This is a genomic window from Hafnia paralvei (assembly GCF_020150375.1).
Lineage (GTDB): Bacteria > Pseudomonadota > Gammaproteobacteria > Enterobacterales > Enterobacteriaceae > Hafnia > Hafnia paralvei.
Genome location: NZ_CP083737.1, coordinates 4,111,445 through 4,138,248, shown reverse-complemented (window position 1 = coordinate 4,138,248; position 26,804 = coordinate 4,111,445). Strand labels below are relative to the sequence as shown.

Annotated in this window: 19 protein-coding genes, 1 tRNA gene and 5 pseudogenes; 13 read left to right on the top strand and 12 right to left on the bottom strand. The window is 47.8% G+C overall.

Annotation, left to right across the window (positions count from 1 at the left end; all coding sequences use genetic code 11):
* Positions 1-68: 68 nt before the first annotated feature.
* Positions 69-1,580, bottom strand: a complete 1,512-nt coding sequence (pepA, locus tag K9N75_RS19205) for a leucyl aminopeptidase (protein WP_004097244.1) — start codon at positions 1,578-1,580, stop codon at positions 69-71.
* Positions 1,581-2,255: 675 nt separating this feature from the next.
* Here pepA and lptF point away from each other — a divergent pair.
* On the top strand, positions 2,256-3,356 hold the full coding sequence (gene lptF, locus K9N75_RS19200) for an LPS export ABC transporter permease LptF (RefSeq protein ID WP_008815346.1): 1,101 nt from the start codon (positions 2,256-2,258) through the stop codon (positions 3,354-3,356).
* Complete coding sequence (gene lptG, locus K9N75_RS19195; protein ID WP_004097246.1) at positions 3,356-4,426, top strand: LPS export ABC transporter permease LptG; 1,071 nt, start codon at positions 3,356-3,358, stop codon at positions 4,424-4,426. The genes lptF and lptG overlap by 1 nt, the downstream gene beginning before the upstream one ends.
* 74 nt (positions 4,427-4,500) lie before the next feature.
* Here lptG and ampH read toward each other — a convergent pair whose 3' ends face one another.
* The gene (ampH, locus tag K9N75_RS19190) at positions 4,501-5,652 is read right to left on the bottom strand and encodes a D-alanyl-D-alanine-carboxypeptidase/endopeptidase AmpH (RefSeq protein WP_224452011.1); all 1,152 of its coding nucleotides are present in this window, start codon (positions 5,650-5,652) and stop codon (positions 4,501-4,503) included.
* Between the two features lie 326 nt (positions 5,653-5,978).
* On the opposite strand from ampH, the gene K9N75_RS19185 reads away from it, so the two are divergent.
* Entirely contained in the window at positions 5,979-6,899 is a 921-nt protein-coding gene (locus K9N75_RS19185) for a L,D-transpeptidase family protein (protein ID WP_008815344.1), read from the top strand.
* Positions 6,900-6,954: 55 nt separating this feature from the next.
* Here the strand turns inward: K9N75_RS19185 and K9N75_RS19180 are convergent, their stop codons facing one another.
* Entirely contained in the window at positions 6,955-7,362 is a 408-nt protein-coding gene (locus K9N75_RS19180) for a DUF4440 domain-containing protein (RefSeq protein WP_064572653.1), read from the bottom strand.
* Positions 7,363-7,685: 323 nt separating this feature from the next.
* Between K9N75_RS19180 and K9N75_RS19175 the strand changes: the two genes are divergently transcribed.
* Both K9N75_RS19175 and K9N75_RS19170 read left to right on the top strand, forming a co-directional pair.
* Positions 7,686-7,770 (top strand) — tRNA-Leu (locus K9N75_RS19175).
* 163 nt (positions 7,771-7,933) lie between these two features.
* Positions 7,934-9,199: pseudogene (locus tag K9N75_RS19170) on the top strand (tyrosine-type recombinase/integrase).
* Positions 9,200-9,227: 28 nt separating this feature from the next.
* Here K9N75_RS19170 and K9N75_RS19165 read toward each other — a convergent pair.
* Positions 9,228-11,456 carry a DNA-methyltransferase gene (locus K9N75_RS19165; protein ID WP_199372389.1) on the bottom strand — a complete coding sequence of 743 codons (2,229 nt, stop codon included), beginning with the start codon at positions 11,454-11,456 and terminating at the stop codon, positions 9,228-9,230.
* A gap of 95 nt (positions 11,457-11,551) precedes the next feature.
* Here K9N75_RS19165 and K9N75_RS19160 point away from each other — a divergent pair, with 95 nt between their 5' ends.
* Complete coding sequence (locus K9N75_RS19160) at positions 11,552-11,788, top strand: helix-turn-helix domain-containing protein (protein ID WP_063978770.1); 237 nt, start codon at positions 11,552-11,554, stop codon at positions 11,786-11,788.
* Positions 11,789-11,874: 86 nt separating this feature from the next.
* Positions 11,875-12,093, top strand: a pseudogene (locus K9N75_RS22855) (hypothetical protein); the annotation flags it as partial.
* A gap of 534 nt (positions 12,094-12,627) precedes the next feature.
* Here the strand turns inward: K9N75_RS22855 and K9N75_RS19150 are convergent.
* From K9N75_RS19150 to K9N75_RS22930, 4 genes are all read right to left on the bottom strand, one after another.
* Positions 12,628-13,203: a phage polarity suppression protein gene (locus K9N75_RS19150; protein ID WP_199372391.1), complete on the bottom strand. Its 576-nt coding sequence runs from the start codon at positions 13,201-13,203 to the stop codon at positions 12,628-12,630.
* 16 nt (positions 13,204-13,219) lie between these two features.
* Positions 13,220-13,462, bottom strand: coding sequence for an ogr/Delta-like zinc finger family protein (locus K9N75_RS19145; RefSeq protein ID WP_199372392.1), 243 nt, complete (start codon positions 13,460-13,462; stop codon positions 13,220-13,222).
* On the bottom strand, positions 13,459-13,755 hold the full coding sequence (locus K9N75_RS22935) for a hypothetical protein (RefSeq protein ID WP_224452010.1): 297 nt from the start codon (positions 13,753-13,755) through the stop codon (positions 13,459-13,461). The genes K9N75_RS19145 and K9N75_RS22935 overlap by 4 nt, the downstream gene beginning before the upstream one ends.
* A 114-nt stretch (positions 13,756-13,869) precedes the next feature.
* Positions 13,870-14,079: a hypothetical protein gene (locus tag K9N75_RS22930; protein ID WP_224452009.1), complete on the bottom strand. Its 210-nt coding sequence runs from the start codon at positions 14,077-14,079 to the stop codon at positions 13,870-13,872.
* Positions 14,080-14,828: 749 nt separating this feature from the next.
* On the opposite strand from K9N75_RS22930, the pseudogene K9N75_RS19130 reads away from it, so the two are divergent.
* The 5 genes and pseudogenes from K9N75_RS19130 to K9N75_RS19110 all read left to right on the top strand — a co-directional run.
* Positions 14,829-15,086, top strand: a pseudogene (locus K9N75_RS19130) (DUF5375 family protein); the annotation flags it as partial.
* A gap of 11 nt (positions 15,087-15,097) precedes the next feature.
* Positions 15,098-17,411 (top strand): annotated as a pseudogene (locus K9N75_RS19125) (primase-helicase zinc-binding domain-containing protein).
* A gap of 529 nt (positions 17,412-17,940) precedes the next feature.
* Positions 17,941-18,264, top strand: a pseudogene (locus K9N75_RS19120) (alpha/beta hydrolase fold domain-containing protein); the annotation flags it as partial.
* A 261-nt stretch (positions 18,265-18,525) separates the two neighbouring features.
* A complete protein-coding gene (gene gss, locus K9N75_RS19115) occupies positions 18,526-20,403 on the top strand; it encodes a bifunctional glutathionylspermidine amidase/synthase (RefSeq protein ID WP_166713509.1) in 1,878 nt (625 codons plus the stop codon).
* A 177-nt stretch (positions 20,404-20,580) separates the two neighbouring features.
* Positions 20,581-21,702 (top strand): ribosomal protein uL16 3-hydroxylase, encoded by a 1,122-nt coding sequence (locus K9N75_RS19110; protein WP_039184742.1) that lies wholly within the window; start codon positions 20,581-20,583, stop codon positions 21,700-21,702.
* 145 nt (positions 21,703-21,847) lie between these two features.
* On the opposite strand, the gene caiF is transcribed toward K9N75_RS19110, so the two are convergent.
* Positions 21,848-22,252, bottom strand: a complete 405-nt coding sequence (gene caiF, locus K9N75_RS19105) for a carnitine metabolism transcriptional regulator CaiF (protein WP_008815286.1) — start codon at positions 22,250-22,252, stop codon at positions 21,848-21,850.
* Between the two features lie 462 nt (positions 22,253-22,714).
* Between caiF and aes the strand changes: the two genes are divergently transcribed.
* Positions 22,715-23,689 carry an acetyl esterase gene (gene aes, locus K9N75_RS19100; RefSeq protein WP_224452008.1) on the top strand — a complete coding sequence of 325 codons (975 nt, stop codon included), beginning with the start codon at positions 22,715-22,717 and terminating at the stop codon, positions 23,687-23,689.
* A gap of 65 nt (positions 23,690-23,754) precedes the next feature.
* Here aes and K9N75_RS19095 read toward each other — a convergent pair whose 3' ends face one another.
* The 3 genes from K9N75_RS19095 to fixC form a co-directional block, all read right to left on the bottom strand.
* Positions 23,755-25,071 (bottom strand): MFS transporter, encoded by a 1,317-nt coding sequence (locus tag K9N75_RS19095; RefSeq protein WP_039184942.1) that lies wholly within the window; start codon positions 25,069-25,071, stop codon positions 23,755-23,757.
* 109 nt (positions 25,072-25,180) lie between these two features.
* Positions 25,181-25,468, bottom strand: coding sequence for a ferredoxin family protein (locus tag K9N75_RS19090; protein WP_008815283.1), 288 nt, complete (start codon positions 25,466-25,468; stop codon positions 25,181-25,183).
* Positions 25,465-26,757, bottom strand: coding sequence for an FAD-dependent oxidoreductase FixC (gene fixC / locus K9N75_RS19085; protein WP_130962188.1), 1,293 nt, complete (start codon positions 26,755-26,757; stop codon positions 25,465-25,467). Before fixC ends, K9N75_RS19090 begins: the two co-directional genes overlap by 4 nt.
* Between the last annotated feature and the right edge of the window lie 47 nt (positions 26,758-26,804).

The following is a 26,804-nucleotide window of genomic DNA, read 5'->3' as shown; positions in this document are numbered from 1 at the left end:
AGACCCCTTCCGGCCATTCCCTGTGGAGGGGAAGCCGAATTGGGGTCTCCATTATTAACTAAATTTCCTTAATCGTCGCCATTCAGCCCTGCGCGATTGAGCAGGAACTGAGACAACATGGCAACAGGGCGGCCTGTTGCACCTTTGGCTTTACCGGAACGCCATGCCGTACCTGCGATATCCAGATGTGCCCAGCTGTATTTGCGGGTGAATCGAGACAGGAAGCAAGCGGCGGTAATTGCACCGCCTGGTCGGCCACCGATGTTTGCCATATCGGCAAAGTTAGAATCCAGTTGTTCTTGGAATTCATCCATCATGGGGAGACGCCACGCACGGTCACCGGCCTGTTCTGATGCACTGATCAGTTCTGATGCTAATGGGTTATGGTTGGCCATCAGCCCAGTCAGATGATGACCCAGAGCAATCACGCAGGCGCCGGTCAGCGTCGCAACGTCAATCACCACATCGGGTTCAAAGCGTTCAACGTAGGTCAGAACGTCACACAGCACCAAACGGCCTTCGGCATCGGTATTAAGAACTTCAACGGTTTGGCCGTTCATCGTGGTTAATATGTCACCCGGACGATAGGCGCGCCCACCCGGCATGTTTTCACAGCCTGCGAGCACACCAACGATATTCAGCGGAAGTTGCAGCTCAGCGGCCATACGCATTACGCCATAGACAGACGCTGCACCGCACATATCGTATTTCATCTCATCCATGCTATCCGCTGGTTTGATAGAAATACCGCCGGAGTCAAAGGTTAATCCCTTACCAACCAAGACGATAGGCTTGGCATCTGGGTTCTTGCTGCCTTTATACTCAATAACAGACATCAGTGATTCATTTTGCGAACCTTGTCCAACGGCCAGATAAGCATTCATGCCCAGCTCTTTCATCTGCTGCTCGCCGATAACTCGGGTGCTGACGTTGGGGCTGAAGCTATCTGCCAGTTGGCGAGCCTGAGATGCCAGATAGCCTGCGTTACAGATATTCGGCGGCATATTGCCAAGATCTTTCGCGGCTTTAATACCGGCGGCAATCGCTAAGCCGTGCTGGATGGCTCGTTCGCCGCTGGTCAGTTCACGACGGGTTGGGACGTTGAAGACCATTTTGCGCAGTGGACGACGCGGCTCGGCTTTATTACTCTTCAACTGATCGAAGGTATAAAGCGTTTCTTTGGCTGTTTCGACCGCCTGACGTACTTTCCAGTAAGTATTACGGCCTTTGACATGCAGCTCAGTCAGGAAGCAAACCGCTTCCATTGAACCAGTGTCGTTCAGCGTATTAATCGTTTTTTGGATGACTTGTTTATACTGACGTTCGTCCAGCTCGCGTTCTTTGCCACAGCCAATCAGCAAAATGCGTTCTGAGAGTACGTTAGGTACGTGGTGCAACAATAACGTTTGACCCACTTTACCTTCCAGTTCGCCACGGCGCAGTAGGGCACTGATGTAGCCATCGCTGATTTTATCGAGCTGTTCTGCGATTGGGGACAGTCGGCGCGGTTCGAAAACACCGACGACAATACAGGCGCTACGTTGTTTTTCCGGGCTACCGCTTTTTACACTGAACTCCATGCACTCTCCTGAATCTTAAAGACAACGGTGCGGGTGATGACTAAGCTATAATACCTTGCATACTTGAAGCCGTGTCTTCTTAACTGCGATTGTTCACCCGAGTTTTTGGGGTTTCTCGCTTGTCACCTTGATGCAGCTACAATTATTTGGGGCGTTGAGATATTTCTTACTGCAAGAAATATCGCTTAAGTCACTATTATATCGGCCCTTGCCGTTGAACTGGCTGGAACACTAATTCACGTTTCTCACCGACGATGGCGGTTTTTATCCACATTTTTATCGGCAATAGCGTGATTTTCTCTCATTCTGCTAGGCACTTTATGTGCTGTGCAGAGGGGCGTTGTACAATCGGTAGTTATTTTCTCGTTTTCGTTACCAACGATTACGGTACAATTGTTTTACTGTACAATCAGTTTACCTTTCTTATCGTTATGTTGTTGCTGTGTTCATTGTTTGCGACAACGATAACAAGTTTGGGTATACATCACAGGTAGTTGGCGATTCGCTCTCTACAGAGTGTCAGTTATAAGTGTGTTCCTATAGGTTACACTTGCGGCACATGCTGTAATGCTATTCTGATTGTAACCGCCGCCATAATCATCATAAAAATGGCGGGTTAGCGTAGAAATTATCTATTTTCCTGCAAAAAGACAAGTTTTCACAGGCGTAATAAGCGTGATCATCATTAGATATCTGGTACGGGAAACGTTTAAGAGTCAGATTGCTATCCTATTTATCCTGCTGCTGATCTTTTTTTGTCAAAAGATGGTGCGGATACTCGGTGCGGCAGTTGACGGCGAAATTCCGACAAACTTAGTGTTATCTCTCCTCGGGCTGGGTGTGCCTGAGATGGCCCAGCTTATTCTGCCTCTTAGCCTGTTCCTTGGGCTACTGATGACGCTGGGTAAACTTTATACTGAAAGTGAAATCGTGGTTATGCATGCCTGTGGCTTAGGCAAAGGTGTGCTGATTAAAACCGCGATGATTCTTGCCTTTATTACGGGCGCGTTTGCATTGGTTAACGCGTTTTGGGTGAGCCCATGGTCGTCATTCCACTCCGATGAAGTGATGGCGGAGGCCAAGGCCAACCCCGGTTTAGCATCCATGGTTGAAGGGCAGTTCCAGCCTTCAAAGGATGGCAACTATGTACTGTTTGTGGGCGATGTTAAGGGCAAAAAGTTCGAAAACGTCTTTTTAGCGCAATTGCGTCCTAATGGAACGCAACGCCCATCGGTCGTGGTGGCAGATACTGGCCATATGGAAGGGCGTCCTGATGGTTCCCAACAGGTGGTGCTCGATACCGGTACTCGCTATGAAGGGACCGCGTTGTTGCGTGACTTCCGTATTACCGATTTCGTTAACTATGAAGCGGTTATTGGGCATCAGGCTGTTGTTTTAAATCCAAGCAATGCCGATCAGGCGCCAATGCAGGCGCTGTGGGATTCCAACGAAAAAGACTTCCGCGCCGAGTTCCACTGGCGTATCACGTTGGTATTCTCTGTCTTTGTCATGGCGTTGATGGTCGTGCCTTTGAGCGTGGTTAACCCGCGACAAGGTCGAGTGTTGAGTATGCTGCCTGCAATGCTGCTGTATCTCATTTTCTTCCTGCTGCAAAGCTCTCTGCGCTCCAACGCTGCCAAAGGTAAGATTGATCCCTTTATCTGGGTATGGGTAGTGAACGGCTTCTATCTGCTGCTCGCGATTGCGTTGAACATTTGGGATACGCTGCCGATGCGTCGAATCCGTGCGCGAATGACTGGTAAAGGAGTCGCCTGATGCTAGGAGTATTAGACCGTTACATTGGGCGTACCATCTTCAGCACCATCATGGCAACGTTGTTTATGCTGGTGTCGTTATCGGGAATTATCAAATTCGTCGATCAGCTGCGTAAGGTTGGGCAGGGGGATTACTCCGCCGCTGGCGCAGGTCTTTACACTCTGTTAAGCGTGCCAAAGGATATTGAAGTCTTCTTTCCTATGGCCGCTCTGCTCGGGGCGCTGTTAGGTCTCGGGATGCTTGCGCAACGCAGTGAGCTGGTGGTTATGCAGGCGGCTGGCTATACCCGCATGCAAATTGCCTCCTCTGTGATGAAAACCGCTATTCCGCTGGTGATACTGACGATGGCGATTGGTGAGTGGGTTGCTCCACAAGGGGAGCAGGCTGCGCGTAACTATCGTGCTCAGCAGATGTATGGGGGATCATTGCTCTCTACGCAAACGGGGTTGTGGGCGAAAGATGGCACTGACTTTATCTTTATCCAGCGTGTTACCGGTGAGAAGAGTATTCAGGGCGTGAGTATTTATAGCTTTGATAATGAACGTCACTTGCAAAAATTACGCTATGCCAACTCTGCAACGTTTGAAGGACACCAGTGGAAGCTATCGCAGGTTGAAGAATCTAACCTAACCGACAGCAAAAGGATCACAGGCTCACAGACGCTGAACGGCGTTTGGAAAACCAATCTGACCCCAGATAAATTGGGCGTCGTTGCCATGAGTCCTGACTCTCTTTCTATCAGCGGTCTGTATCATTACGTGAAGTATTTGAAGCAAAGTGGTCAGGAATCCTCGCGTTATCAGCTAAACATGTGGAGCAAGATTTTCGCTCCGCTGTCTGTTGCTGTAATGATGCTAATGGCACTCTCCTTTATCTTTGGTCCACTACGTAGTGTGCCTATGGGCGTAAGGGTGTTAACCGGCATTAGCTTTGGCTTCTTTTTCTACGTACTTGATGAGATATTTGGACCACTAAGCTTGGTGTACAGCGTTCCACCTGTGTTGGGTGCGATACTACCAAGTCTGCTATTCCTGCTGATTAGTGTCTATATGCTGCTGAGAAAATCGTAGTCTTCTTCTATGCAGTACGAGATAAAAACGGGCCCTGATAGGCCCGTTTTTTTATTGGTTGAAACTGACGCAGTTCACTGGTTTTTCTGGGCTAATTCACTCACAAGTTGATTAACGCCATCGCTCATATTTGTAAACTTGCTGAGCTCGGTACGAGCCACCACAACAAACACACCGACATTTTTCTCTGGTATCAGCGCCATATAGGTAATGAATCCGCCGCCGCCGCCGGTTTTTTGAATTATTCCCGGTAAACCATTTTGCGGTGCCATATAAACCCAACCGAGCCCTAACGCTGCGGCTTTGCCTGGAACATCCATACCTTTAATCATCGTCAGCTTTTCTCGCTGGTAATACATTTTCAGCAACTGCTGTGCATAGGGGCTGCGTGGCTGAGTGGCTGACGATAGAAACTGTTGCATCCAACGCTGCATATCTTCCGAGGTGGAATAAATCCCACCGCTACCGATGGCGGCAAGGCTATTTTGGCATGGGCTGGCGCCGCGAGCGGGTACGATCATCCGCGAGCATTGCTCTGGGGACGGCGTGTAGGTGGTATCTTTCATACCGAGTGGTTGAGTGACTTTCTCTTTCAATAAACTCGGATAGGATTTTCCCGTGGCTTGAGCGAGAGCGTCCGCTAGCAGGTCAAAAGCCAGATTGGAATATGATGCGCGTACGCCCGGTGGCACGGTTATCTTGGCACTTTTCAACCATTGCCAACGATCAGATTTGGTTGGCCACGTAAAGACATCGCGATGGGGGGCTCCTCCTGGTTGTTCACGAGGGAGTCCGCTGGTATGAGATGCTAAATTCATTAGGACGATAGGCTGATTGGCACTATAGGAAGGCACCCGCATACCCTTGGGGGCATATTTCCTTAAGGGGTCATACAGACTGACTTTCCTTTCATCCGCCAGTTTCACGAGGACTTCACTGGTCATTAGCTTAGTGAGTGATGCGATACGGATGAGCGAGTCTTTACGCGGACGAATATCGTTCCCAGGACGGGTTTCACCAAAGCTTCTAAACACCTGTTGATTGTTATCAATGGCCACTAAAGCCATCGCAGCAGCACCGCTGTTATAGAAAATGTGCTCGGCGTAACCGTCAACAACCTGCGAGGCTAAGGGCTCAGGTTGTTGGGCAAAGGCACTAATTGGTGTTAGCGCACAGGCGACAGCCAGCAGTGTCGCAGGGAAAAATTTCAACACGCGTTTATCCATTTTTTCAGGCAATAGGTTTGGTCAGATTTTTTAGTGGGGACATATTAATGCTAACAAGTTTGGTCGCAGAGCAGAATTCATTGATTTTTTGTAAATAAAACCAAACGCCACATATCGAAACAAAAATGGTTGTGATCTAGCTCACGGGCAGCGCTAATCTTAAGATATGCACAGTTTGGTTTAGTGATGGAAAAATACGTTGTTGTGAAGATACACACGAATGTTTTCCTCTTTTGCGTTTGTGCACATATAATGCGCATCCAGTCTTCTCTGACTAACATTGACAACCGCCTGCGCGCGGTCTAGCACTCAACAGGAATATAAACATGAAAATGAGTATCCGTGCGCTCTTCACGGTGCTTCTGGCAGCAACTGCTTGTATGCAGTCCGCATTTGCCGTTGTATACCCTTTACCTGCGAATAATAGCCGCTTGATCGGTGAGAATATCCAAGTAAAAGTTCCAGATGACAGCAAACTGCCTCTGGAGCACTTTGCCGCTCAGTATCAGATGGGCCTGAGTAACATGCTGGAAGCTAACCCAGGAGTGGATACCTATCTGCCGAAACCGGGTATGACGCTGACTATTCCGCACCAGCTGATCCTGCCAAATGCTCCGCGTGAAGGCATCATCATCAACAGTGCAGAGATGCGTCTGTATTACTATCCAAAAGGCTCTAAAACCGTTGTAGTGCTGCCGATTGGGATTGGTGAACTAGGTCGCGATACGCCAATGAACTGGGTAACCTCTGTTCAACGTAAGAAAGCGGGCCCAACGTGGACGCCGACCAAAAAAATGCATGAAGAGTACGCTGCCAATGGTGAGATTCTTCCACAGGTATTCCCAGCAGGCCCTGACAACCCAATGGGGCTTTATGCGCTATATATCGGTCGTTTGTATGCCGTTCACGGTACTAACGCCAACTTTGGTATCGGCCTGCGCGTAAGCCACGGCTGTGTGCGTCTGCGTGATGACGATATCAAATACCTGTTTGACAACGTGCCCGTCGGAACCCGTTTACAGTTTATCAATGAGCCTGTAAAAGCGACCGTTGAGCCCGATGGTTCTCGTTACATCGAGGTACACAACCCGCTGTCGACGACAGAGCAGCAGTTCAATTCTGATGCGCCGGTGCCAGTGGTATTAACCGATGCGATTAATAAAGTGATTGCAGATCCAAGCGTTCAAACTAGCGCAGTTGATAATGCCATTGCAGCACGCTCTGGTATGCCAATCAAAATCAACTAATTAACGCCGGTTGATTAAAAACGAAAGGCGGGATATCTCCCGCCTTTTTTACGTCTTAAGTCCCGCTATTGGCCTTAGTTTCATGCAGATGCCGCCACAGAACTTTCCCCTGAAGATCTTTCTCAAACACCACCGTTGAGTATCTCAGCGATGCCGCCTGATCTGGCAATGACTGCTGCTCTTGATAGCTGAGCACCGCACCGTTTTCCCATTCACTGATAATTTCTATCGCCGACACTTCAATCTTAAGCCCCTGCTTAGCACCGCCATTAGCCTGAAAGAATGCACACAGCGCGGAGTAGCTTAACGCGTGGCCGCTGACGCCAACCATGGTGAAGCTAGGACTAAAATGCGACAGCAAGCGCTCACAGACATCAGCCTCCACAGGAGTATTTGCAAACCACTGCTGAATCAACTCATGTGATTCAATTACTTCAACAATATAAGGATTATTAGATGACATAAATTTTCCCGATGAGGAGGGCACTACACAATGAATTAAAGCTAACGTGGAGTGAGCTTATCGCAACTCACGCCATCCGCCAGAAAAAGCGATAATTTCTTCTTACGTTGACATTTAAGAAAACGGATATCGGCTTTGAACGAGTGCAAAACACGCCACAAGAACGTAATGGTGATGACATATCGATGATAAAATATGCAATAACGCGCTTTCTCTCGCATCTTCGCCGTTTTTTTGGTCACTTAAACAATTGAATGCAGGATAAGTATTGCGTGAGGTTCGTGGCTAGGTATAATGCACACGTTTTCCGCATACCTCTTCGTGCCGAAGTGGCGAAATCGGTAGACGCAGTTGATTCAAAATCAACCGTTGAAAGACGTGCCGGTTCGAGTCCGGCCTTCGGCACCATTAGAATGTTCGAGAACGTCCGTAACAGTCCATAAGTTACTAAAAATAAAGCCGAAAGGCTTTTTTTTTGGCCTCAATTCGTCCGAGCACATCCGTTGCAATCCGGACATTGGTAGGGGCATAATTGGGGGTATCTTAACTTCGATTTGAAATGTGCCCCCAAATGAAGCTCAACGCCAGACAGGTCGAGACAGCAAAGCCAAAAGACAAAACCTACAAAATGGCCGATGGTGGTGGTTTGTATCTCAAGGTTTCGGCCAAGGGATCTAAATACTGGCGCATGAAATATAGATGCCCCTCTGACAAAAAAGAGGATCGCCTCGCTTTTGGTGTTTGGCCTACTGTGACGCTTGCTCAGGCTAGGGCAAAGCGCGACGAAGCCAAAAAGCTGTTAGTGCAGGGCATTGATCCAAAAGCCGTACAGAAAGAAGCTCATGCCGAGAATTCGGGGGCATATACTTTCGAAACTATTGCTCGTGAATGGCATGCCATTAACAAGCGATGGAGCGAAGATCATCGATCGCGCGTTCTTCGTTATCTTGAGCTTTATATCTTCCCTCATATCGGTTCGTCAGACATTCGCCTGCTCAAAACTAGCCACTTGTTAGCCCCAATCAAAAAGGTTGATGCCAGTGGTAAGCATGATGTCGCGCAGCGTCTTCAGCAGCGTGTCACGGCCATTATGCGGTATGCCGTCCAGAGCGATTACATCGATTCTAACCCGGCTAGTGATATGGCAGGTGCGTTATCAACAACCAAAGCACGACATTACTCTGCTTTACCCTCCAGCCGTTTTCCTGAATTTCTTGCACGTCTTGCTGCATATCGTGGCCGTGTAATGACACGGATCGCAGTCGAGCTTTCATTGCTTACTTTTGTACGTTCCAGTGAGTTACGTTTTGCTCGTTGGGAAGAATTTGATTTCGATAAATCTCAGTGGCGTGTACCTGCAAAACGAGAGGAAATTAAAGGTGTACGTTACTCGTATCGTGGTATGAAGATGAAAGAGGAACATATCGTTCCGCTTAGTCGCTAAGCTATGTTGTTGTTGGAACAGCTTAAGCAAATCAGTGGAGATAAAGAGCTTCTTTTCCCGGGAGATCATGATGCAACTAAGGTCATGAGTGAAAACACGGTGAATGGCGCGTTGCGTGCCATGGGTTATGACACGAAAACCGAAGTTTGCGGGCACGGATTTAGAACGATGGCGCGTGGTGCGCTGGGTGAGTCAGGGTTATGGAGCGATGATGCAATAGAACGTCAGTTAAGCCACACAGAGCGTAATAATGTGCGTGCGGCTTATATTCATACTTCAGAGCATTTGGATGAGCGGAAATTAATGGTTCAATGGTGGGCTGATTATATTGATAAAAATCGTTTTTGTTTTATAACACCATATGACTTTGCTAAAATCAGCTTTATTAAATAATATCAGAGGGGATTCCCCCTCTGATTATTTAAAGTAACATGTTACGCCTTTCCTGCTCTTCATCTTCTAATTTCTTTAGGGATAGATGACAATAATCCTCATGAAGTTCAATCCCTATAGAATTAATCCCGAAATCTAATGCAGCTCTTCCTGTAGTCATACTGCCAGAATAAGGATCTAGTACTAATGAACCTTTCTCCATTTTTTCTAAAAGAATATTAGGGATTTTCTTTGAAAAAGGAGCGGAATGACCATAAGTATTTTCACCTTTGATTATCTTAAATACAGGTGTACTCTTATGCTTTGTAGGTATGTTATCAGCAATATTGTCAAATCGACCACTTTCCGATTTTGCAAAGATCAATATATGCTCCCAGCAGTTAAGTGGTGCTTGATAATATGGGGAGTTATTCCCTTGATTAAAGTTCCTATTTCCTTGGATCTCCCCTTTATCCCAGACACAATTGCCAACTATTTTAAAACCGGCTTTTTTTGCTAAGTATATAATATAAGAACTTAATATTAGGCGTTTTTTCCCCATCTGAGAGAAGACAATTGTGTTTTCGTTATCAAAATAATCAAAAATGTTAAAGAGAAATATCCCTCCCTCTTTAAAGGTACGGTATGTCTCTTGAAACATTCCATATATATCATATAGGTAGCAATATATATTTTTCCAGCTAGAATATTCTTTAGCATTATAGTATGGAGGTGATGTGATCGCACCATCAAAGATACTATCAGGTAATTGTGATAAAACTTCAAAGCAATCGCCGTTATATAATTTAATATCATCCCTTCCCGTGATATTTATTACAGGCGAGTTAATATCTTTTTTAGTTTTCTTTTTAACTAAAAACCTAGAGAAAAAATGAAGGGATTCATATTTCTGATAGTAATATAAATTTGATTTTACTTCCCATTTTTTTATACTAATATTCCTGTATGGGAATATTATATCTATTTTTGAGTTATTTATAATATTTACAGTATCATCTGCTAAAGAATAGCATGATATAAGGAAAGAGTATATTTCCTTTTTGGAGTTGATATAGCTTATATCCCTTCTCCAGTTTTTCAATACTTCTTTGCAAATTATATTCCTATCATCAAGGATAGCTTGCTGACGCATTATAGATACAAGAGAGTATCTTTTGCCACGATTATATTTGCTTTTATCACCGCAAAAAACATTATTACACTCCCAACTCTTAACACCTAGAACTGGATAAGAATTCCCTCGTACATTATTACTTCTGCAAGTAGGACAAGGGACTATTCTCTCATCTCTCATGTTTTTTTCGAAAAGAACAATGATATTTTCTTTTTCAGCTTCATAAGCAATATAGCAGTCTTTATAAGTGAACCCCTCATTCAGTAACTCGAATTTAGCTTTTTCAAGGTTTAATTCTTTTACATGTGAACAAGTGTCTGATTCTACTCTTTTGTACTCAAAGAATTTTTTGTTCAATGGTGCTTCGACAAATTTCTCGGCGTAAATGCTCAGGTCAGCAATGATTTCCCAACGATTAACAATGGAATCGTCAAATACAAAGGCTAAATATGAATGATTATCAAGAGTTGTATATTGATCCTCTATTAAATTGAAAATACACGATAAATTTTCTTCATATGAAGCGCATTGATCAATTATTGAGGTTGCATTTACGATTGAGAGTCCATTTTTTCTATTTATTTGTTCGCTATGATTGTTTTTTAAATATTCCCAAAAAGACTCTTTATGAAGTTGCTCGATAGAGAAATCTTCACTAATTTCAGGGTTTTTTATAAACGCATAGTGAATAAATGAACAGAAAATTGATTCAATTACATCATCTGACTTCTTATCATTATTTAAATGCCAATCAACATCAATGAATGATTTATTTCTTTTTTCCTCTGCGTGAGAAATTATGTTTTCTTCGAAATAAGAAGGAAATCGTGAAGAAAACCAGTGTGAAAAATTTAAGTCAATACGGTTTAGTGCATTTTTAATTAAAAGTTTATCGTGGTAATTAAAAATACAACCTTTTTTTGCAAGTTCATTTATGACGTATCTAAATACATCCTGATTCAGTTGTAATCTTTCGTTTAACAAAAAACCAAGATTATTTATTAACACTTTTTCATTGTAGGTGCTCTGTGTGCATTCAACTGAAATGTGTTTAGCTAGTTTGCGTTTTAGTTGCTCATTGGGATTCCACGATGTGTTGAGGTTTTTTCTAAATAAATCAATGAGGTAATTGCATAGTAGCATTTGATCACCTGTGTTTATGCTAATTTCGCATATATGAAAAATGATGCAATTATACCAAGTTGGAAACGTTAATTCATCATTTCTTTGAGAAAAAAATGAAGACTATATATAGAAAGGAATATGTAAGTATTTTGCTTTTTCTTAAATCTGCAAGGATTAAAAAAAATCTATCTCAAGAAGAGTTAGCCTCACTCTTAGGTAAAGATCAAACATACGTTTCCAAATATGAAAGCGGCATCAGAAGGTTAGATGTTGTGGAGGTTTTTGATATATGCAAAGCATTGGATATCAATATGAAGGATATTATTTCAATAATGGAGAATGAGATATGAATATTGGTTTATACCCAAATGATAGTAGAGATTGGGGAGAAGACGATTGGCACTAATTTCTGCAAGAATTAGTTAATAATAATTTAGTGTCATATGAACAGATCACTTCTCTCGTTTTGGGGCATTTAAACCCATCTCAAGTCGGTACATCAATAGCCTCTAAAAAAACATTTCAGGCGCATTATCCTCCTCGGCAATGTTGGGCTGCTGTTCGTTCTTGGCATTTTGAACAGTCGGGGCGATGCATTGACTGTGGAACTCGCCTTGAATTACAGGCAGATCATGTTCTTCCGCGAGAATTGCTAGGTGATGAAGCTGACCGGCTTGATAATATGGCTTTGAGATGTCGAAGGTGCAACGTTATAAGAAGGCCAAGTCATAGAAACGGTGGAATAGCTCATCTTACTACCGAATCAGCACTAATGTGGTTGCTCTTTACTCATCAGCCTACAAATTATCAAACATATCGAGAGTTGTGTCGTGCATATGGAATGACTATGGCAAGTATCCGTTTTGAAGAAGCATGGGCTATGGCAAGATGGCTGGAAAGAGAAGGTTTGTATTATATAGACGAAACTTCTATTTTTTGAGAATACGAAAAATATATTATCTGCCCATGACTTTCGCGTTTAACCTTGAGACTAAAATAGCGCGCAATGCTCTCCCCGCCACGCCTGCCCGCTTCCTGGGGCGCTTTTAATGCAGGTGTATGAAGAGGCTCAGGCCGCGCCAGTGCTGGTGCGACAGGGTGTGGAAAATTCAGGTTTTTGCATGCAAAGCCATGCAGCGTAGGCATGCATGGCTATTTTTATTAGAAAGACGGGTATTTTCGGGGCGTTTTATGCGGATTTTTTGCGGGTCTGCGCGGCCTGTCGGTGCATGAAAATCTGACTCTGTTCAGGCGTATATTTTGCCCGGTTGTCGTCTCTCGATGCTCTGTCAGGCCGGAAACCGATAGTTGTCAGAATGTCGCGATCTTCCTCTGCATAATCAATATTTCCTCCGCGAGTTACATGAACGGACAGCGCTTCGCGAACACTGGCGGCCGCCCGGTCGAGAGCCTGTTCTCTGACGATGTCAGGTTGTTCGCAGAGATGCATTAATTCCGGTGCCAGAGCGGCGGCCAGCGCGTCGCCGCTTACCTGCATAAAGGCGTGGAGCTGACGACGGATACTGATACGCTGCACGGCCTCATGTGACCGGATGTACTGCCCGGCCGACTGATTTACCGCCCATTTTTTCAGGTCAATATCATCCCGCAGCGCCTGTGCTGCCTCCGGTTCATAACGGGTGCAGGTCAGCTCCAGCTCTTTCAGCGCCATTTCAGTCCGCGCCAGTGCTGACTTGCTGTTCATCCAGTCCGATTTATTCTTCTGACAGGTTTCAAAGGCCTGTTCCAGTAGTGCTCGTGCCATTATCTTTTCTCCTGAATCAGTGGCGCAGCGATGAGCGGGCGCAGTCCAGAATTCGGGTCGGTGTTTCTGGTACTGTCTGCGGCGGTTCGGGCTTTTCTTCTGCCGGTGGCCGTATCACCTCGTCGATAGACTCGGTGGTGCGAAAGGTTGCGGAGCAAAAGACATTCACGCACTGGAGGTAGCCCTGCTTGACGTTATCCGACAGGTAACGGCTGGTACGGACATGGGCAGCCTGTTTGCAGTACGGACAGCGCATCATGGCTTAACCCCCCGCGATTTTTTCTTCTGTGCCAGCTCCTTAGCCCGCGCCATTCTGAGAACAGGGCTTTTATAGAGTTTCATATCCACGCCGGTGAGTGCCGGACGGTGAAGCCCAATTTTTGAAATTACCGGCTCCTGCGCCATGTTGAATGTGTAGTATCTGCTTTGCGCCAGTACATTCTCCCCCAGCTCCTGAATGAGATCGTTATGAGGGTGTTCCTCTCCTTTCATTTCGAGTTCACGCAGACGTAACGCAAATGCGCGCACCAGTGAGGGAGGGATGTCTTTCATCACGGTCGCCCACTCATTACGGGAGTAGGCAGAGAACACCGTAAAATGCGTGCCGACGTACTTATCTCCTGATGTACAGGCGGACAGCATGGTACTGGCTTTATCATCGTTGAGCTAATCAATCAGGCCGGTGAATTCCTCCGCCAGCTCCCGACCGGCCACTCGCTGACTGTGTTCGGCTTTCAGTTCCGGGGTCATCATGCCGCGCAGTTCGCGAAAACGGGTACGCCAGTTCTGTTCCGCTTCGGCACTTTCATTCAGGGCGTTCTGACGCTCTTTCTCGCTGCGGGTAATGGCGGCATCAATATCATTCAGTCTCAGCATATTTTCCGTGTGCACGGATTTGGCCTTGCTGAATGCCTCAAGCGCGTGGCCTCTGCGTTCTGGTTTGCTTTCTCGTTAAGGCTGTCCAGTGCGCTGTCAATGGCCGTGCGGATGTTCTCATCCTGCGTGCTGCCGATGGTTTTCATTACTGCGGTAAACAAATCTGGTTTCATCGTCGGGTTCTCTCTGTGTTTTCAACCTGACGCCATTCTGCCGTCCCTCAGACAACAACTCGATTCATTGCCGTTGTAGCAGACGTGGCACAAACAGAACTTAAAAACCCGGCTGGCCAGAGAAAGGTCGCAGGAAACCCCTCTCTCTGTTTGTTTTTTTACATATAACTATTCACTACTGTTCACTCAGTATAAAAATATAAGTAAAACAATAAATTAAAGAGTGAATAGTTGAGAGTGAAGTGTTCACCAACTGTTCACTGGTCTGAACATCCCGAATGTAAATTTTATGCGGTATATCCTATTAATTCATGCTGTTAGGATGATTAAATCAATTTGCATTTCACTTTTGAAATCTCCAGTGCCTTATAACTCCTTCCAGTGCCTTTAAATGGTCATGAGTAAAAAAACAACACCCGTTGTCCCGTGCTTTGTACAATTTCCCCCTGTTGCATTGAGAAAAATATTCACAAAATAGAGCGCTACCTGATACCGGACGGACACGTCCGGATCACCTCGGTGATTTATCTCATGACTGCCCGGCTCGATGGTGTGGTGGACCGCTGTAATCAGCGCTGGCTGACCCTGTGCGAACGTCAGCACCGCTACCCGCAGCTCACACTCAGTACGCTGGAAAGCGACATTGTGGCCGAGCTGGAGGGCTTCTATCTGCGCCAGCACGGCGAGGAAAAAGGCCGTCAGATTGCCTGTGCCCTGCTCGAAGATTTAATGGAAGCCGGACCACTCAAGGCCGCGCCGTCGCTGTCCTTTCTCGGGCTGGCCGTGATGGATGAACTCTGCGCCCGTCATATCACCGCACCGGCACTGCACTGAGGGAAAGCACCATGAAAATGAGCGTAACGGACACCGTAAAACAGGCGTGCGGCCACTGGCCGCGCATTCTCCCGGCGATGGGGTAACGGTCATCAAAAACCGCCATCAGGCCTGTCCGGTGTGTGGCGGCTCCGACCGCTTTCGCTTTGACGATAAAGAGGGACGTGGGACGTGGTTCTGTAACCAGTGTGCGCGGGGACGGCCTGAAACTGGTTGAGAAAGTGTTCGGCGTGACCCCGTCAGAGGCGGCCGCCATCACCGGCAACCTGCCGCCGGTTTCCCCGGCGGTGACTGCGGCCGCAGACGCTGAAACTGAGGCCGACCGCAAAGCGGCCGCCGCGATGGCCGTAAAGCTCATGGAGAAAGCCCGCCCGGCCACCGGCAACGCCTACCTCACCCGCAAGGGCTTCCCCGGCCGGGAATGCCTGACGCTCACCGCCCTGCATAAAACCGGCGGCGTGACGTACCGCGCCGGTGATGTGGTTGTCCCGCTGTATGACGATAGCGGCGTACTGGTTAACGTCCAGCTCATTAACGCAGACGGTCTCAAGCGCACCCTGAAAGGCGGTCAGGTGAAAGGGGCATGTCATATTCTCGACGGGAAAAAAGAGGCGGGAAAACGGCTGTGGATAGCGGAGGGCTATGCGACCGCGCTCACTGTGCATCACCTGACCGGCGAAACGGTCATGGTGGCGCTGTCGTCGGTGAACCTCCTTTCTCTGGCGAGCCTTGCCCGTCACACATACCCGGCCTGCCGGATTGTCATTGCCGCAGACCGTGACCTTAACGGCGACGGCCAGACAAAAGCGTCTGCGGCCGCAGAGTCCTACGAGGGTGTGGTCGCCCTGCCGCCGGTGTTCGGTGACTGGAATGATGCGTATACACAGCACGGCGTGGAGGCCACGCGTAAAGCCATGTATGACGCCATCCGGCCACCGGCTGACAGCCCGTTCAGCACCATGAGCGAGGCGGAATTTACTGCCATGAGCACCAGTAAGAAAGCCATGAGGGTGCATGAGCATTACGGCGAAGCGCTGGCGGTGGATGCGAACGGGCAGCTCCTGTCCCGCTATGAGGCCGGTATATGGAAAATCATTCCGCCGTCGGACTTTGCGCGCGACGTGGCCGGGCTGTTCCAGCGTCTGCGCGCCCCGTTCTCATCGGGGAAAATTGCCTCGGTGGTCGATACCCTGAAACTGATTATTCCGCAGCAGGACGCCCCGGCACGGCGGCTGATTGGCTTTCGCAACGGCGTGCTCGATACCAAAAGCGGTATATTCAGCCCACACAGCAAAACGCACTGGCTGCGCACGCTGTGCGATGTGGATTTCACCCCGCCAGTGGAGGGGGAAACGCTGGAGACGCACGCGCCAGAATTTCTGACGCTGGCTCGACCGTGCCGCCGGTTCGCGTGCCGATAAACGTGACGTCATACTCGCCGTGCTGTTTATGGTGCTGGCGAACCGCTACGACTGGCAGCTCTTCCTCGAAGTGACCGGTCCGGGCGGCAGCGGGAAAAGTATTCTGGCCGAAATTGCGACCATGCTCGGTGGGGAAGATAACGCCACGTCGGCGACTATCGAAACGTTGGAATCCCCCGCGAACGCGCGGCGCTGATTGGCTTCTCGCCGATACGTCTGCCTGACCAGGAGAAATGGAGCGGTGACGGGGCTGGACTCAAGGCCATTACTGGCGGGGATGCGGTCTCCGTTGACCCGAAATACCGCGATGCATACTCCACCCATATTCCGGAGGTCATTCTGGCCGTGAACAACAATCCGATGCGTTTCACCGACCGCAGCGGCGGCGTGTCGCCGGGTGATTATGCACCTCCCGGAACAGATTGCCCCGGAAGAGCGTGACCCGAAGCTGAAAGATAAAATCGCCCGGGAGCTGGCCGTCATCGTGCGCCAGCTTATGCAAACGTTCAGCGACCCGATGACCGCGCGTACACTGCTGCAGTCGCAGCAGAACTCCGACGAGGCACTCAGCATCAAGCGCGACGCTGACCCGACGTTTGATTTTTGTGGCTATCTGGAGGCACTGCCCGAGCCTGACGGTATGTACATGGGGAATGCGAATATCATCCCGCGACAGCCGCGACTGTACCTGTATCACGCCTATCTGGTGTACATGGAGGCGCACGGCTACAAGAACACGCTCAGCCTGACCATGTTCGGCAAAGGGCTGTCATCGATGCTGAAAGAGTACGGGCTGAATTACGCCAGGCGGCGAACAAATCAGGGGATGCAGACGAACCTTGCACTCAGGGAGGAAAGCAACGCCGACTGGCTGCCCCGGTGCGACGAAACCACCGCGACATAACCTGCCCGGACCGGCATCAGCCGGTCTTTTTTTACCTGAAATCCCGGAAAGTGAACAGTAAAGTGTTCACTGTTCACGGACTGTTCACTGCTTATCACATTGAAATTAAAGAAAAATAATGGCGAGTGAACAGTGTGAACAGTTTTCCGTAAAAAAAGTTTTTTTAGGTTCTTCATTCTTCCGGTTTGAAGTTATTAATCTTTCTTATCAAAGTGTTGTCGTTTGAAGGAGGGTTAAAAAATGATGGGGGCACAAATGGGGGCACTTTAATGAGTTGTGGTAAATAAAATCTTTATATTTAACATGTTAAGTTGTGATTTGAGTCCGGCCTTCGCACCAACAGTATGTAAATAGACCTCAACTGAGGTCTTTTTTTATGTCTAAAATCCAGCAGTTACCTACTTTTCTCGCTATATTAACTCTCTCAAGGTCAACCGACTTCAACGTACATCTACCAACACAAGTTGGTACAGATGATGGTATTTCCGGTTCGATAATGCTTGTACAACAGGGAGGGGATAAGTATGGCTCTGTACTCACCCGTGACACGCTGCTCAGCGGTTTTGAAGTCTATTTCCAGCAGACTGAGTTGATGCATCCAGAAGTCAGTCCGCTGTGGCGCGATGACTTTTTCGGTTTACCTCCGGTACATATTCTCACGGCCGAATACGATCCGTTATGTGATGACGGTGAAGTGTTGTTTGCGCGTATGACGGAGCAGGGCGTTAACTGTAGTGCACAGCGTTATCTTGGTGTGATCCACGGGTTTTTCCAGCTTGGCGGTATTAGCCCGACAGCGCGCAACGCTATGCGAGATATCGCGGCGAAAATTAGCTCACCTTATCCATTATAATTTATCTTCCTGCGAGCAGGCCGAGCTCGGCCTGCTCACTTTGCATCACACCAGAACCACCATCGCGTCGCCCAATTCATCTTTCCCACACCTTCAACGGTGCTATCATATTGATTCAGGTTTTGAAGGAGTCAGGCAACGTATTGATATGTTGTCCACCTGCAACGGGCTGTAAATCATGGTGATGATGGCCAGTGGTTTTAAGATGGATTTTTCCTCCAACTGTCGTCGCGACAGTGATATTCGCGTAAGGCTTCCGCTATGTGTGTAAACACGACAGAAAAACATGCCCCTTTTGGTACGCTGTTAGGCTATGCCCCTGGAGGCGTGGCGATTTACTCTTCGAATTATGAATCCCTTAACGATCTGGAACAGATGGATGATGCGTCATTCCGTCACTATCTAGATAAAGAATATATGGGTTATAAGTGGCAGTGCGTTGAGTTCGCTCGCCGCTTTCTTTATCTCAACTATGGCACGGTTTTCACCGATGTCAGAATGGCCTATGAGATCTTCTCATTGCGTTATCTGCGCCAAGTGGTGAATGACAATATTTTACCGCTACAAGCGTTTCCTAATGGCTGCGAGCGCCCGCCAGTTGCCGGTTCGTTGCTCATTTGGCAGCAGGGCGGTGAGTTTGAACACACGGGTCACGTCGCGATTATCACTCAGGTATTAGAGAACAAAATTCGTGTCGTTGAGCAGAATGTCATTCATCATCCGTTGCCCGCTGGGCAGCAGTGGACACGCGAGTTGCCGCTGACTTACCGCGATGGAAAGTACGCTATCCAAGATACCTTTGACGATACCGAAATTTTGGGCTGGATGATCCAGACCGCCGATGATCGCCATAGCTTACCGCAGCCTCAGACACCTGCACCGTATTTGGCGATCCACTGTGAACGTGTTGAAAACCACGGGCAGTTTGCTGGAACTTGGCTGAACGAGCAGGATCCATTGGAGCATACCTACGTTCAGGCCAACGGCGGACATACGCTAAATGCCGATCCCTATCGCTATTTCGCCGTTTCTCGCAGCGCCGAGCAGGAGTTGATCCACGCCACTAACGAGCTGCATTTGATGTATTTGCACGCGACCGACAAGGTGCTTAAGGATGACAATTTGTTGGCGCTGTTTGATATTCCAGAAGCGTTATGGCCGCGCCTGCGACTTTCTTGGCAGCGCCGTCGTCATCATATGATCACCGGTCGCCTCGACTTCTGCATGGATGAGCGCGGGCTAAAAGTCTATGAATATAATGCGGATTCAGCCTCATGCCATGCTGAAACCGGGCTAATTTTAGACAAGTGGGCGCAGCAGGCGGGTGAGGTGGCAGGCAGCGATCCCGGCGAGTATCTGTTGGATGCGTTAGCCAATACGTGGAAACACAGTGACGCAACACCATTCGTGCATATTCTTCAGGATCATGACGCAGAAGAGAGCTACCACGCGCAGTTTATGCAGCGCGCGTTAACGAAAGCCGGTTTTGAAAGTAAGATTTTGCATGGTTTAGACGAGCTGCATTGGGCTGAGTCAGGCCAATTGGTGGATGGTGAAAACCGCCCAGTGAGCTGTGTGTGGAAAACATGGGCATGGGAAACGGCTCTCGATCAATTGCGTGAAGAGAGCGAGGCCGATCACGCAGCGCTTCCGATCCGAACTGGCCATCCTAAAAATGCAGTGCGCCTGATTGACGTATTGTTGCGTCCTGAAGTGATGGTCTTTGAGCCGTTGTGGACCGTGATCCCAAGCAATAAGGCAATTTTGCCGGTTCTGTGGTCGCTATTCCCGCATCATCGTTATCTGTTAGACGCCGATTTTGAGCTGAACGCAGAGTTGGAGCAGAGCGGCTACGCGGTGAAACCTATTGCTGGACGCTGTGGTAACAACATCGGTCTAATCAGCCATGAAGATCGGGTGCTGGATGAAACGTCCGGTAAGTTCGCTGAACAGAAAAATATCTACCAACAGCTTTGGTGTTTGCCGGAAGTTGCTGGACGCTATATTCAGCTATGTACCTTTACCGTCGGCGGCCATTACGGTGGCGTATGCGTGCGTTCTGAAACGGGATTAGTCATCAAGAAAGAGAGTGATATCGATCCGTTGCGGATTATTGATGACAAGGACTTTATCCTCTAACGGAAGCCGCTTTTAATTCGGCGTACTGCAGAGATAGTGCAGCACGCCGTTTTGTTTTTCACCCATCTGATTTACCCCTCGCGAATTATTCAACATTATCCTTGACCAATGACAAGGTACCCAAGCTATTAGCCTCTTTATAATCGAGCCCATTTATCTGCTCACTGGTGTGAAAGTATGGCTTATCAACTGAATCTTAATTGGCCTGAATTTTTAGAGAAATACTGGCAAAAAAAACCTGTTGTATTGAAAAATGCCTTCCCGAACTTCGTTGATCCAATCACGCCGGATGAGTTGGCAGGCTTGGCGATGGAGCCGGAAGTGGATAGCCGTTTAGTGAGCCAGAAAAACGGCGAATGGCAGGCGAGCAACGGGCCATTCGAGCACTTTGATGGTTTGGGTGAAAGCGGCTGGTCGTTGTTGGCTCAGGCGGTTAACCATTGGCATGCGCCTTCTGCAGAACTGGTGCGTCCGTTCCGCGTATTGCCGGACTGGCGTTTAGACGATCTAATGATTTCGTTCTCTGTTCCTGGCGGCGGCGTTGGGCCGCACATCGATCAGTACGACGTATTCATTATTCAAGGGATGGGCAGCCGTCGCTGGCGCGTGGGTGACAAATTACCTATGCGTCAGTTCTGCCCACACCCAGCGCTATTGCATGTGGATCCGTTCGAGCCAATCATTGATGAAGATCTTGAACCAGGGGATATTTTGTATATTCCACCTGGATTCCCGCATGACGGCTTCACTCACGAAACGGCGTTGAACTATTCCGTTGGTTTCCGTGGGCCGAACGGCAGAGATTTAATCAGCAGCTTTGCTGACTATGCGCTGGAAAACGATCTTGGCGGTGAGCATTACAGCGATCCTGATTTGACCTGCCGTGAACATGTAGGCCGTATCGAAGATTATGAAGTCGATCGCCTGCGCGGGATGATGATCGAGATGCTCAATCAGCCTGAGGATTTCAAACAATGGCTGGGGCGTTTTGCGACTACGCCGCGTCATGAGTTGGATATCGCGCCAGCTGAACCGGCTTATGAACCTGATGAAATCCTTGATGCGTTGCTGGGCGATGAAGTCTTAACTCGCCTGAGCGGTCTACGTGTGCTGAACATTGGTGATAGTTTCTTTGTTAACAGCGAGCCAATGGACGCCGTTGAGCCTGAAGCCGCCGATGCGCTGTGCCGTTATACTACGGTAGGTAAAAAAGAGCTGGGTGATGCACTGAATAATCCCGCCTTTGTTGCTGAACTCACTGATTTAGTCAATCAGGGATACTGGTACTTTGATGAGTAAGCGCGGTTTTCATTAATCGCTGTAATGATTCTTAAAGGGATGACAATTGTTATCCCTTTTTTCTATCGGTTTGTGGCTAGTCACCGCCGTTTTCACCCATATTTGAAATGAGCGATGAATATTTTTCTTATGAATCATTGAGAGGCTATTTTCTTTGCCCCTTAGACAGCATCCATTTCCATTTTTGCTCTTGATTGAGCTCGGATGGTGGTACCGGGATCGTCATACGTGGCATGCTGGTGGAGTCATTATCGTCTCCATCCGTGTTAATGGCGTTTTTGATGCGCTCCGTAATCTGATCATCAATGTGATCGACTTGGATCATTCGTTGGCACTGACAGCCGCGGCCTTCTAAATGGTTAGGGATCGTTTTAGTCTGGCAGTCAATTTCGTCAACGGCAGAAAGAATATAGGAAACCAGATTAATGGCTTTACAAGGCGTGAGATTAAACTTATCGGCTATCTCACGCGAGCTTATCCAGCGTTGCTGTTGCATCGCCCAGCGTGCAACCAACAAATATAAAGGCTCTTGCACGTATTCTCTACACATAGACTCACCTTTTAATTAAAACAAAATTTGGCACACCGTTATCTATATTTCACTATATAAGAACGAATTTATAGCTATGCGATCATATTCACATTAATAATCATACATGGATCAGAATATACCTGTCTAATGGTGTATTCGCTATGTATTTCATCGATTTTACATCGAAGGTTTGTAACTATTTCTATTGTTGTTTTATTGTAATGCTAGTGTTTATTTGATGTGTATTATTACCATTTTACAGTTTCTTTAAATATGACTGCGTGTGTTTTTCAGTGGCGAGAAACCATTATCAGAGCAATTAACTGAATATCTATCATAGACATAACAAGAGTACTGTATGACAGACGTATGCCTCGGTTTTTTGAGTATCTATATGGTTAGTAATGTTTTTTATTGTTTAATGATGAGGCGATGTTTGATTGTTAACTCATTAATGAAATAGTTACTAAAGAGGGTGTAATGAAACCAGTTAATAAAGTTAATGTGCTTGAAAAAATATCAAGTGAGATGCGAGAGGTGTTGTCTGTCCAAAAGGAGAATGCAATACCGATATCGCCAGATAGTGATAATTCAACGATAAGATTAGCTTATATAGAGGAACGTAAATATTGGAATCGTCATGGTCCACAGATGATGAAAACTATTCATGAAAAGGTTATGACTGCGTATGGAGAAATAGAGACAAGAATATACTATCCCAATAGCGAAACCTCAGCGGTCATTTTTTATTTACATGGTGGCGGATTTATTGTCGGTAATCTAGATACCCACGATCGCATTATGCGTTTACTGGCTCATTACAGCGGTTGCAACGTTATTGGCATAGATTACACGCTTTCACCTGAATCAAAATTTCCGCAAGCAATAGAGGAAACCGTCGATATTTGTCGTCATTTCCATCAGCACGCTGCTGATTACCACTTAAATATGCAATCTATTGGTTTTGCGGGGGATTCCGCAGGAGCCATGCTGGCCATTGCTAGCGGATTATGGCTGCGCGATCGCGGTATTGATTGTGGAAAAGTGCAGGGGATACTCCTTTATTACGGGCTTTATGGTCTGCAAGATTCTGCCAGTCGGCGCCTGTATGGCGGAGAGTGGGACGGATTGACGGGACCTGATATCGCAATGTACCAGAATGCTTATTTAGCCAGCGATGATGATAAAGAATCCCCATACTATTGTATTTTCAATAACGATCTTAGTCAGAAAATGCCAGCCTGTTTTATTGCCAGCGCTGAATTTGATCCGCTGATTGACGACAGCATTGCACTCTATCGTACGCTGAGTGAACATCAGCAGCCCTGCCGGTATCAGATGTATCCAGGCACATTACATGCGTTTTTGCATTATTCGCGCATGATGGAAAGTGCCGATCAAGCCTTACGCGATGGGGCGATTTATTTCCGTGAACAGCTTCAACTCGCCTTATAACCCAACCTTGCGGGCAGTCGATGAGATTGCCCGCGTGTTTTGAGCCACTTTGAATGACGGTTGAATTAATACAGTTCCATCTGGCTGGTTTTATCTAACGATAGCCCACGTGTTTCTGGTGCGAGAAATATCGAAACCACCATGCCAAATAAAGAAACCCCAGCACCGGCCAGCATTGTCATCGCAATTCCATGCTGCTGCATAAACAGCGGCAACGCAAAAGTTGAAATTACGGTACCAATCCGGCTGAGTGACATCGCGGCGCCAACGGCTGATGCGCGGATATGCGTAGGAAACAGTTCGTTAGGATAAAGCCATTGTAAAATCCCCGGCCCGCCGGAGAAAAAAGCATAGAGAGCAAAAGCCGATACGATAAGCGTAATGCTTGGGTCGGGCACAACGCCCAACACGGCTAAAGCCAGCGTCATGATGGCAAAACTGCCGATGAGCAATGGGCGACGACCGATGCTATTGAGCCAATACATGGCGGGTATACAGCCAATTAGGAAAAACAGGCTAATCACTACGTTGCCAAGCACGGCCTCTTTGCCTTCGTTTAGACCAAGTAGACTGATGATTTGTGGACCAAAGGTATAAATACCAAACATCGGGATCACCTGACATGTCCAAATAATGGCGACAAACAGGATCGATGTCAGATGGCGGCGAGTAAAAATCTGGCTATAGCGGGTTTCCTGCGCTTCTTCATTATCGAAAACGACGTTTTCACCGAACAATTTAAACATCAGCGCACGACACTCCTCGACCCGCCCTTTGCGGATCAGCCAGCGCGGTGATTCAGGCAGCTCAAAACGCCCTAACAGGATGATAATACAGGGAACAACCGCGCTACCGAGCATCCAGCGCCAGCCGTTTGCTACGTCATACAGCAGGTAACCGACCAAATCCGCGGCGGTGGCGCCGATGTACCACATGGCAGCAATAAATCCCATGGTAAAAGCGCGCTGACGCGTGGTGGAGAACTCTGCAATCATCGAGGTGGCGATAGGGTAATCAGCACCGATCACGATGCCAATGAGAAAACGTAATATCACCAGTTCAAGCGGAGAGGTGACAAACATCGTAGCGGCAGAAATCACGCCAATGGCAATAATATCAATAATAAACATCAGGCGACGGCCAAGCACATCCGCCACATAGCCAAACAGCGACGTGCCGATAAACAGGCCAACCAGTGTGGCGATCCCCACAAGTCCTACCCACTGAGCATCGAGTTTCAATACTGGCGTGAGTTGTTCCAGCGCGATACCAATAATGACGAGCACGTAGCCATCAAGAAAGGGTCCACCGCTTCCCCAAAGCATGATTTTACGATGTATCGGTGTAAAACTGATGTCATCAAACCTTTTGGATTTTTCCATAATGTTGCTGCTAATCAGCCTGCTAGCCATTCAGCGTCAGTAACTACCGCTGAATGGCTAATGTTGGTAAAAGAGGGATAAAACACGTGGCTAGCATGGGTCTCGGGGTTTAACCGTAGCGGTATTCAACGCCAAAGCTGCCACGTGGATAGTTCCATTCATCTAACACGGAATCCTTACACAAGATCCGGCAGGTGCCGCATTCCAGACAGCCTGCGTAGTCGAAGCGGATAGTCCCATCGGGCTGAAGCTTGTATAGCCCCGCAGGACACGCCAGCGTTAGGGTGTGAAAAGCCGCCATATCAGGGTGTTCGCGAATGATGATGTGCGGATGCCCTTCATCGACGTGAAACTTGTTTATCCCTAATTTGACGTCAACATTGACAGGTTCGGTCATAGCGCTGTCACTCCTTTAATGCCATCTTTGAGCAGATTCAAATAACCAATTTCTTTGCAGTGACGCATGATCATCTTGCGCATTGGTTGCGGCGGCTGACCATTGACGGTGAACATATCCGCCATGATATTGGCCACCATCTGCGGGTATTGGGTGAACATGCGTGGGTTTTCCAACATGGCTGGCACTTTGCGGTAGTGGCGCAGATCCTTCATTACCGGCAGTTCTTCCAGTAGCTTCAGATAGACACTCAATCCACGTTCGCTAAAGTCGTTGTTGGTTTTGGCTTCCAATACTGCGCGAGCAGCTGCTTCTCCCGAAGCTATTGCCATATCCATGCCGCGAATGGTGAACCCAAGATTCATACACATACCTGCGGCATCGCCAGCGATCAGTACCCCGTTGCCGACTAATTTCGGCTGCATGTTAATGCCTGCTTCAGGAACGACGTGCGCGGCATATTCCAGAGTTTTTCCTCCAGCAATTAAAGGACGAACAACAGGGTGTTGTTTGAAATCCTCTAACATTTGCGGCACGGATTTTCCTGCACTAGCGATATGATGAAGCCCAACCACGATGCCTAAAGAGAGCGAATCTCCATTGGTATAGAGAAAACCGCCGCCCATCTGGCCGTCAGACGGCGTTCCGGCAAAGAGCCATGCCGCACCTTCGTTATCGGTTAAGCTAAAGCGCGCTTCTAAGAGTTCGCGTGGTAGCTCAATCAACTCTTTAACGCCTACGGCCACATGTTTAGCCGAAACTTGTTTTTGCACCATGCCCAATTGTTCGGCCAGAAGCGCGTTAACACCTTCCGCCAGAATGACCGCGTTGGCTTCGAGAATGTCGCCATCAGCCTCAACGCCAATCACTTTGCCATCGCGTTGGATCAGCTTGTCTACGCGGATCCCTGGGACGAATTGAGCGCCAGCGGCTTCAGCTTGTTCCATTAGCCACGGGTCAAATTTACCGCGCAGCACCGAATAAGATTCCTGTGCAGGTTCTGCCGCACGAGCATGGTGATAGTCGAGAGTGACAGCGCTGTCATCGGTAAGAAATGAAATTTTTTCGTGAGTGATTCGACGCTCAACGGGAGCTTGTGTCGCGAAGTCTGGAATAATACGTTCTAGACTGTGCGCATACAGACGGCCACCAGTCACGTTTTTAGCACCGGCGTGATTGCCGCGTTCAATCACTAATACGTTTGCGCCTTCCCGCGCCAACACTAGCGCCGCTACGCAGCCAGACAGGCCTGCGCCGACGATAATGGCATCAAATACATCTTCAGACATAAGATCTCCGTATGCCAGACAAGTCAGGCCAGTCCTGCAACTCGCCT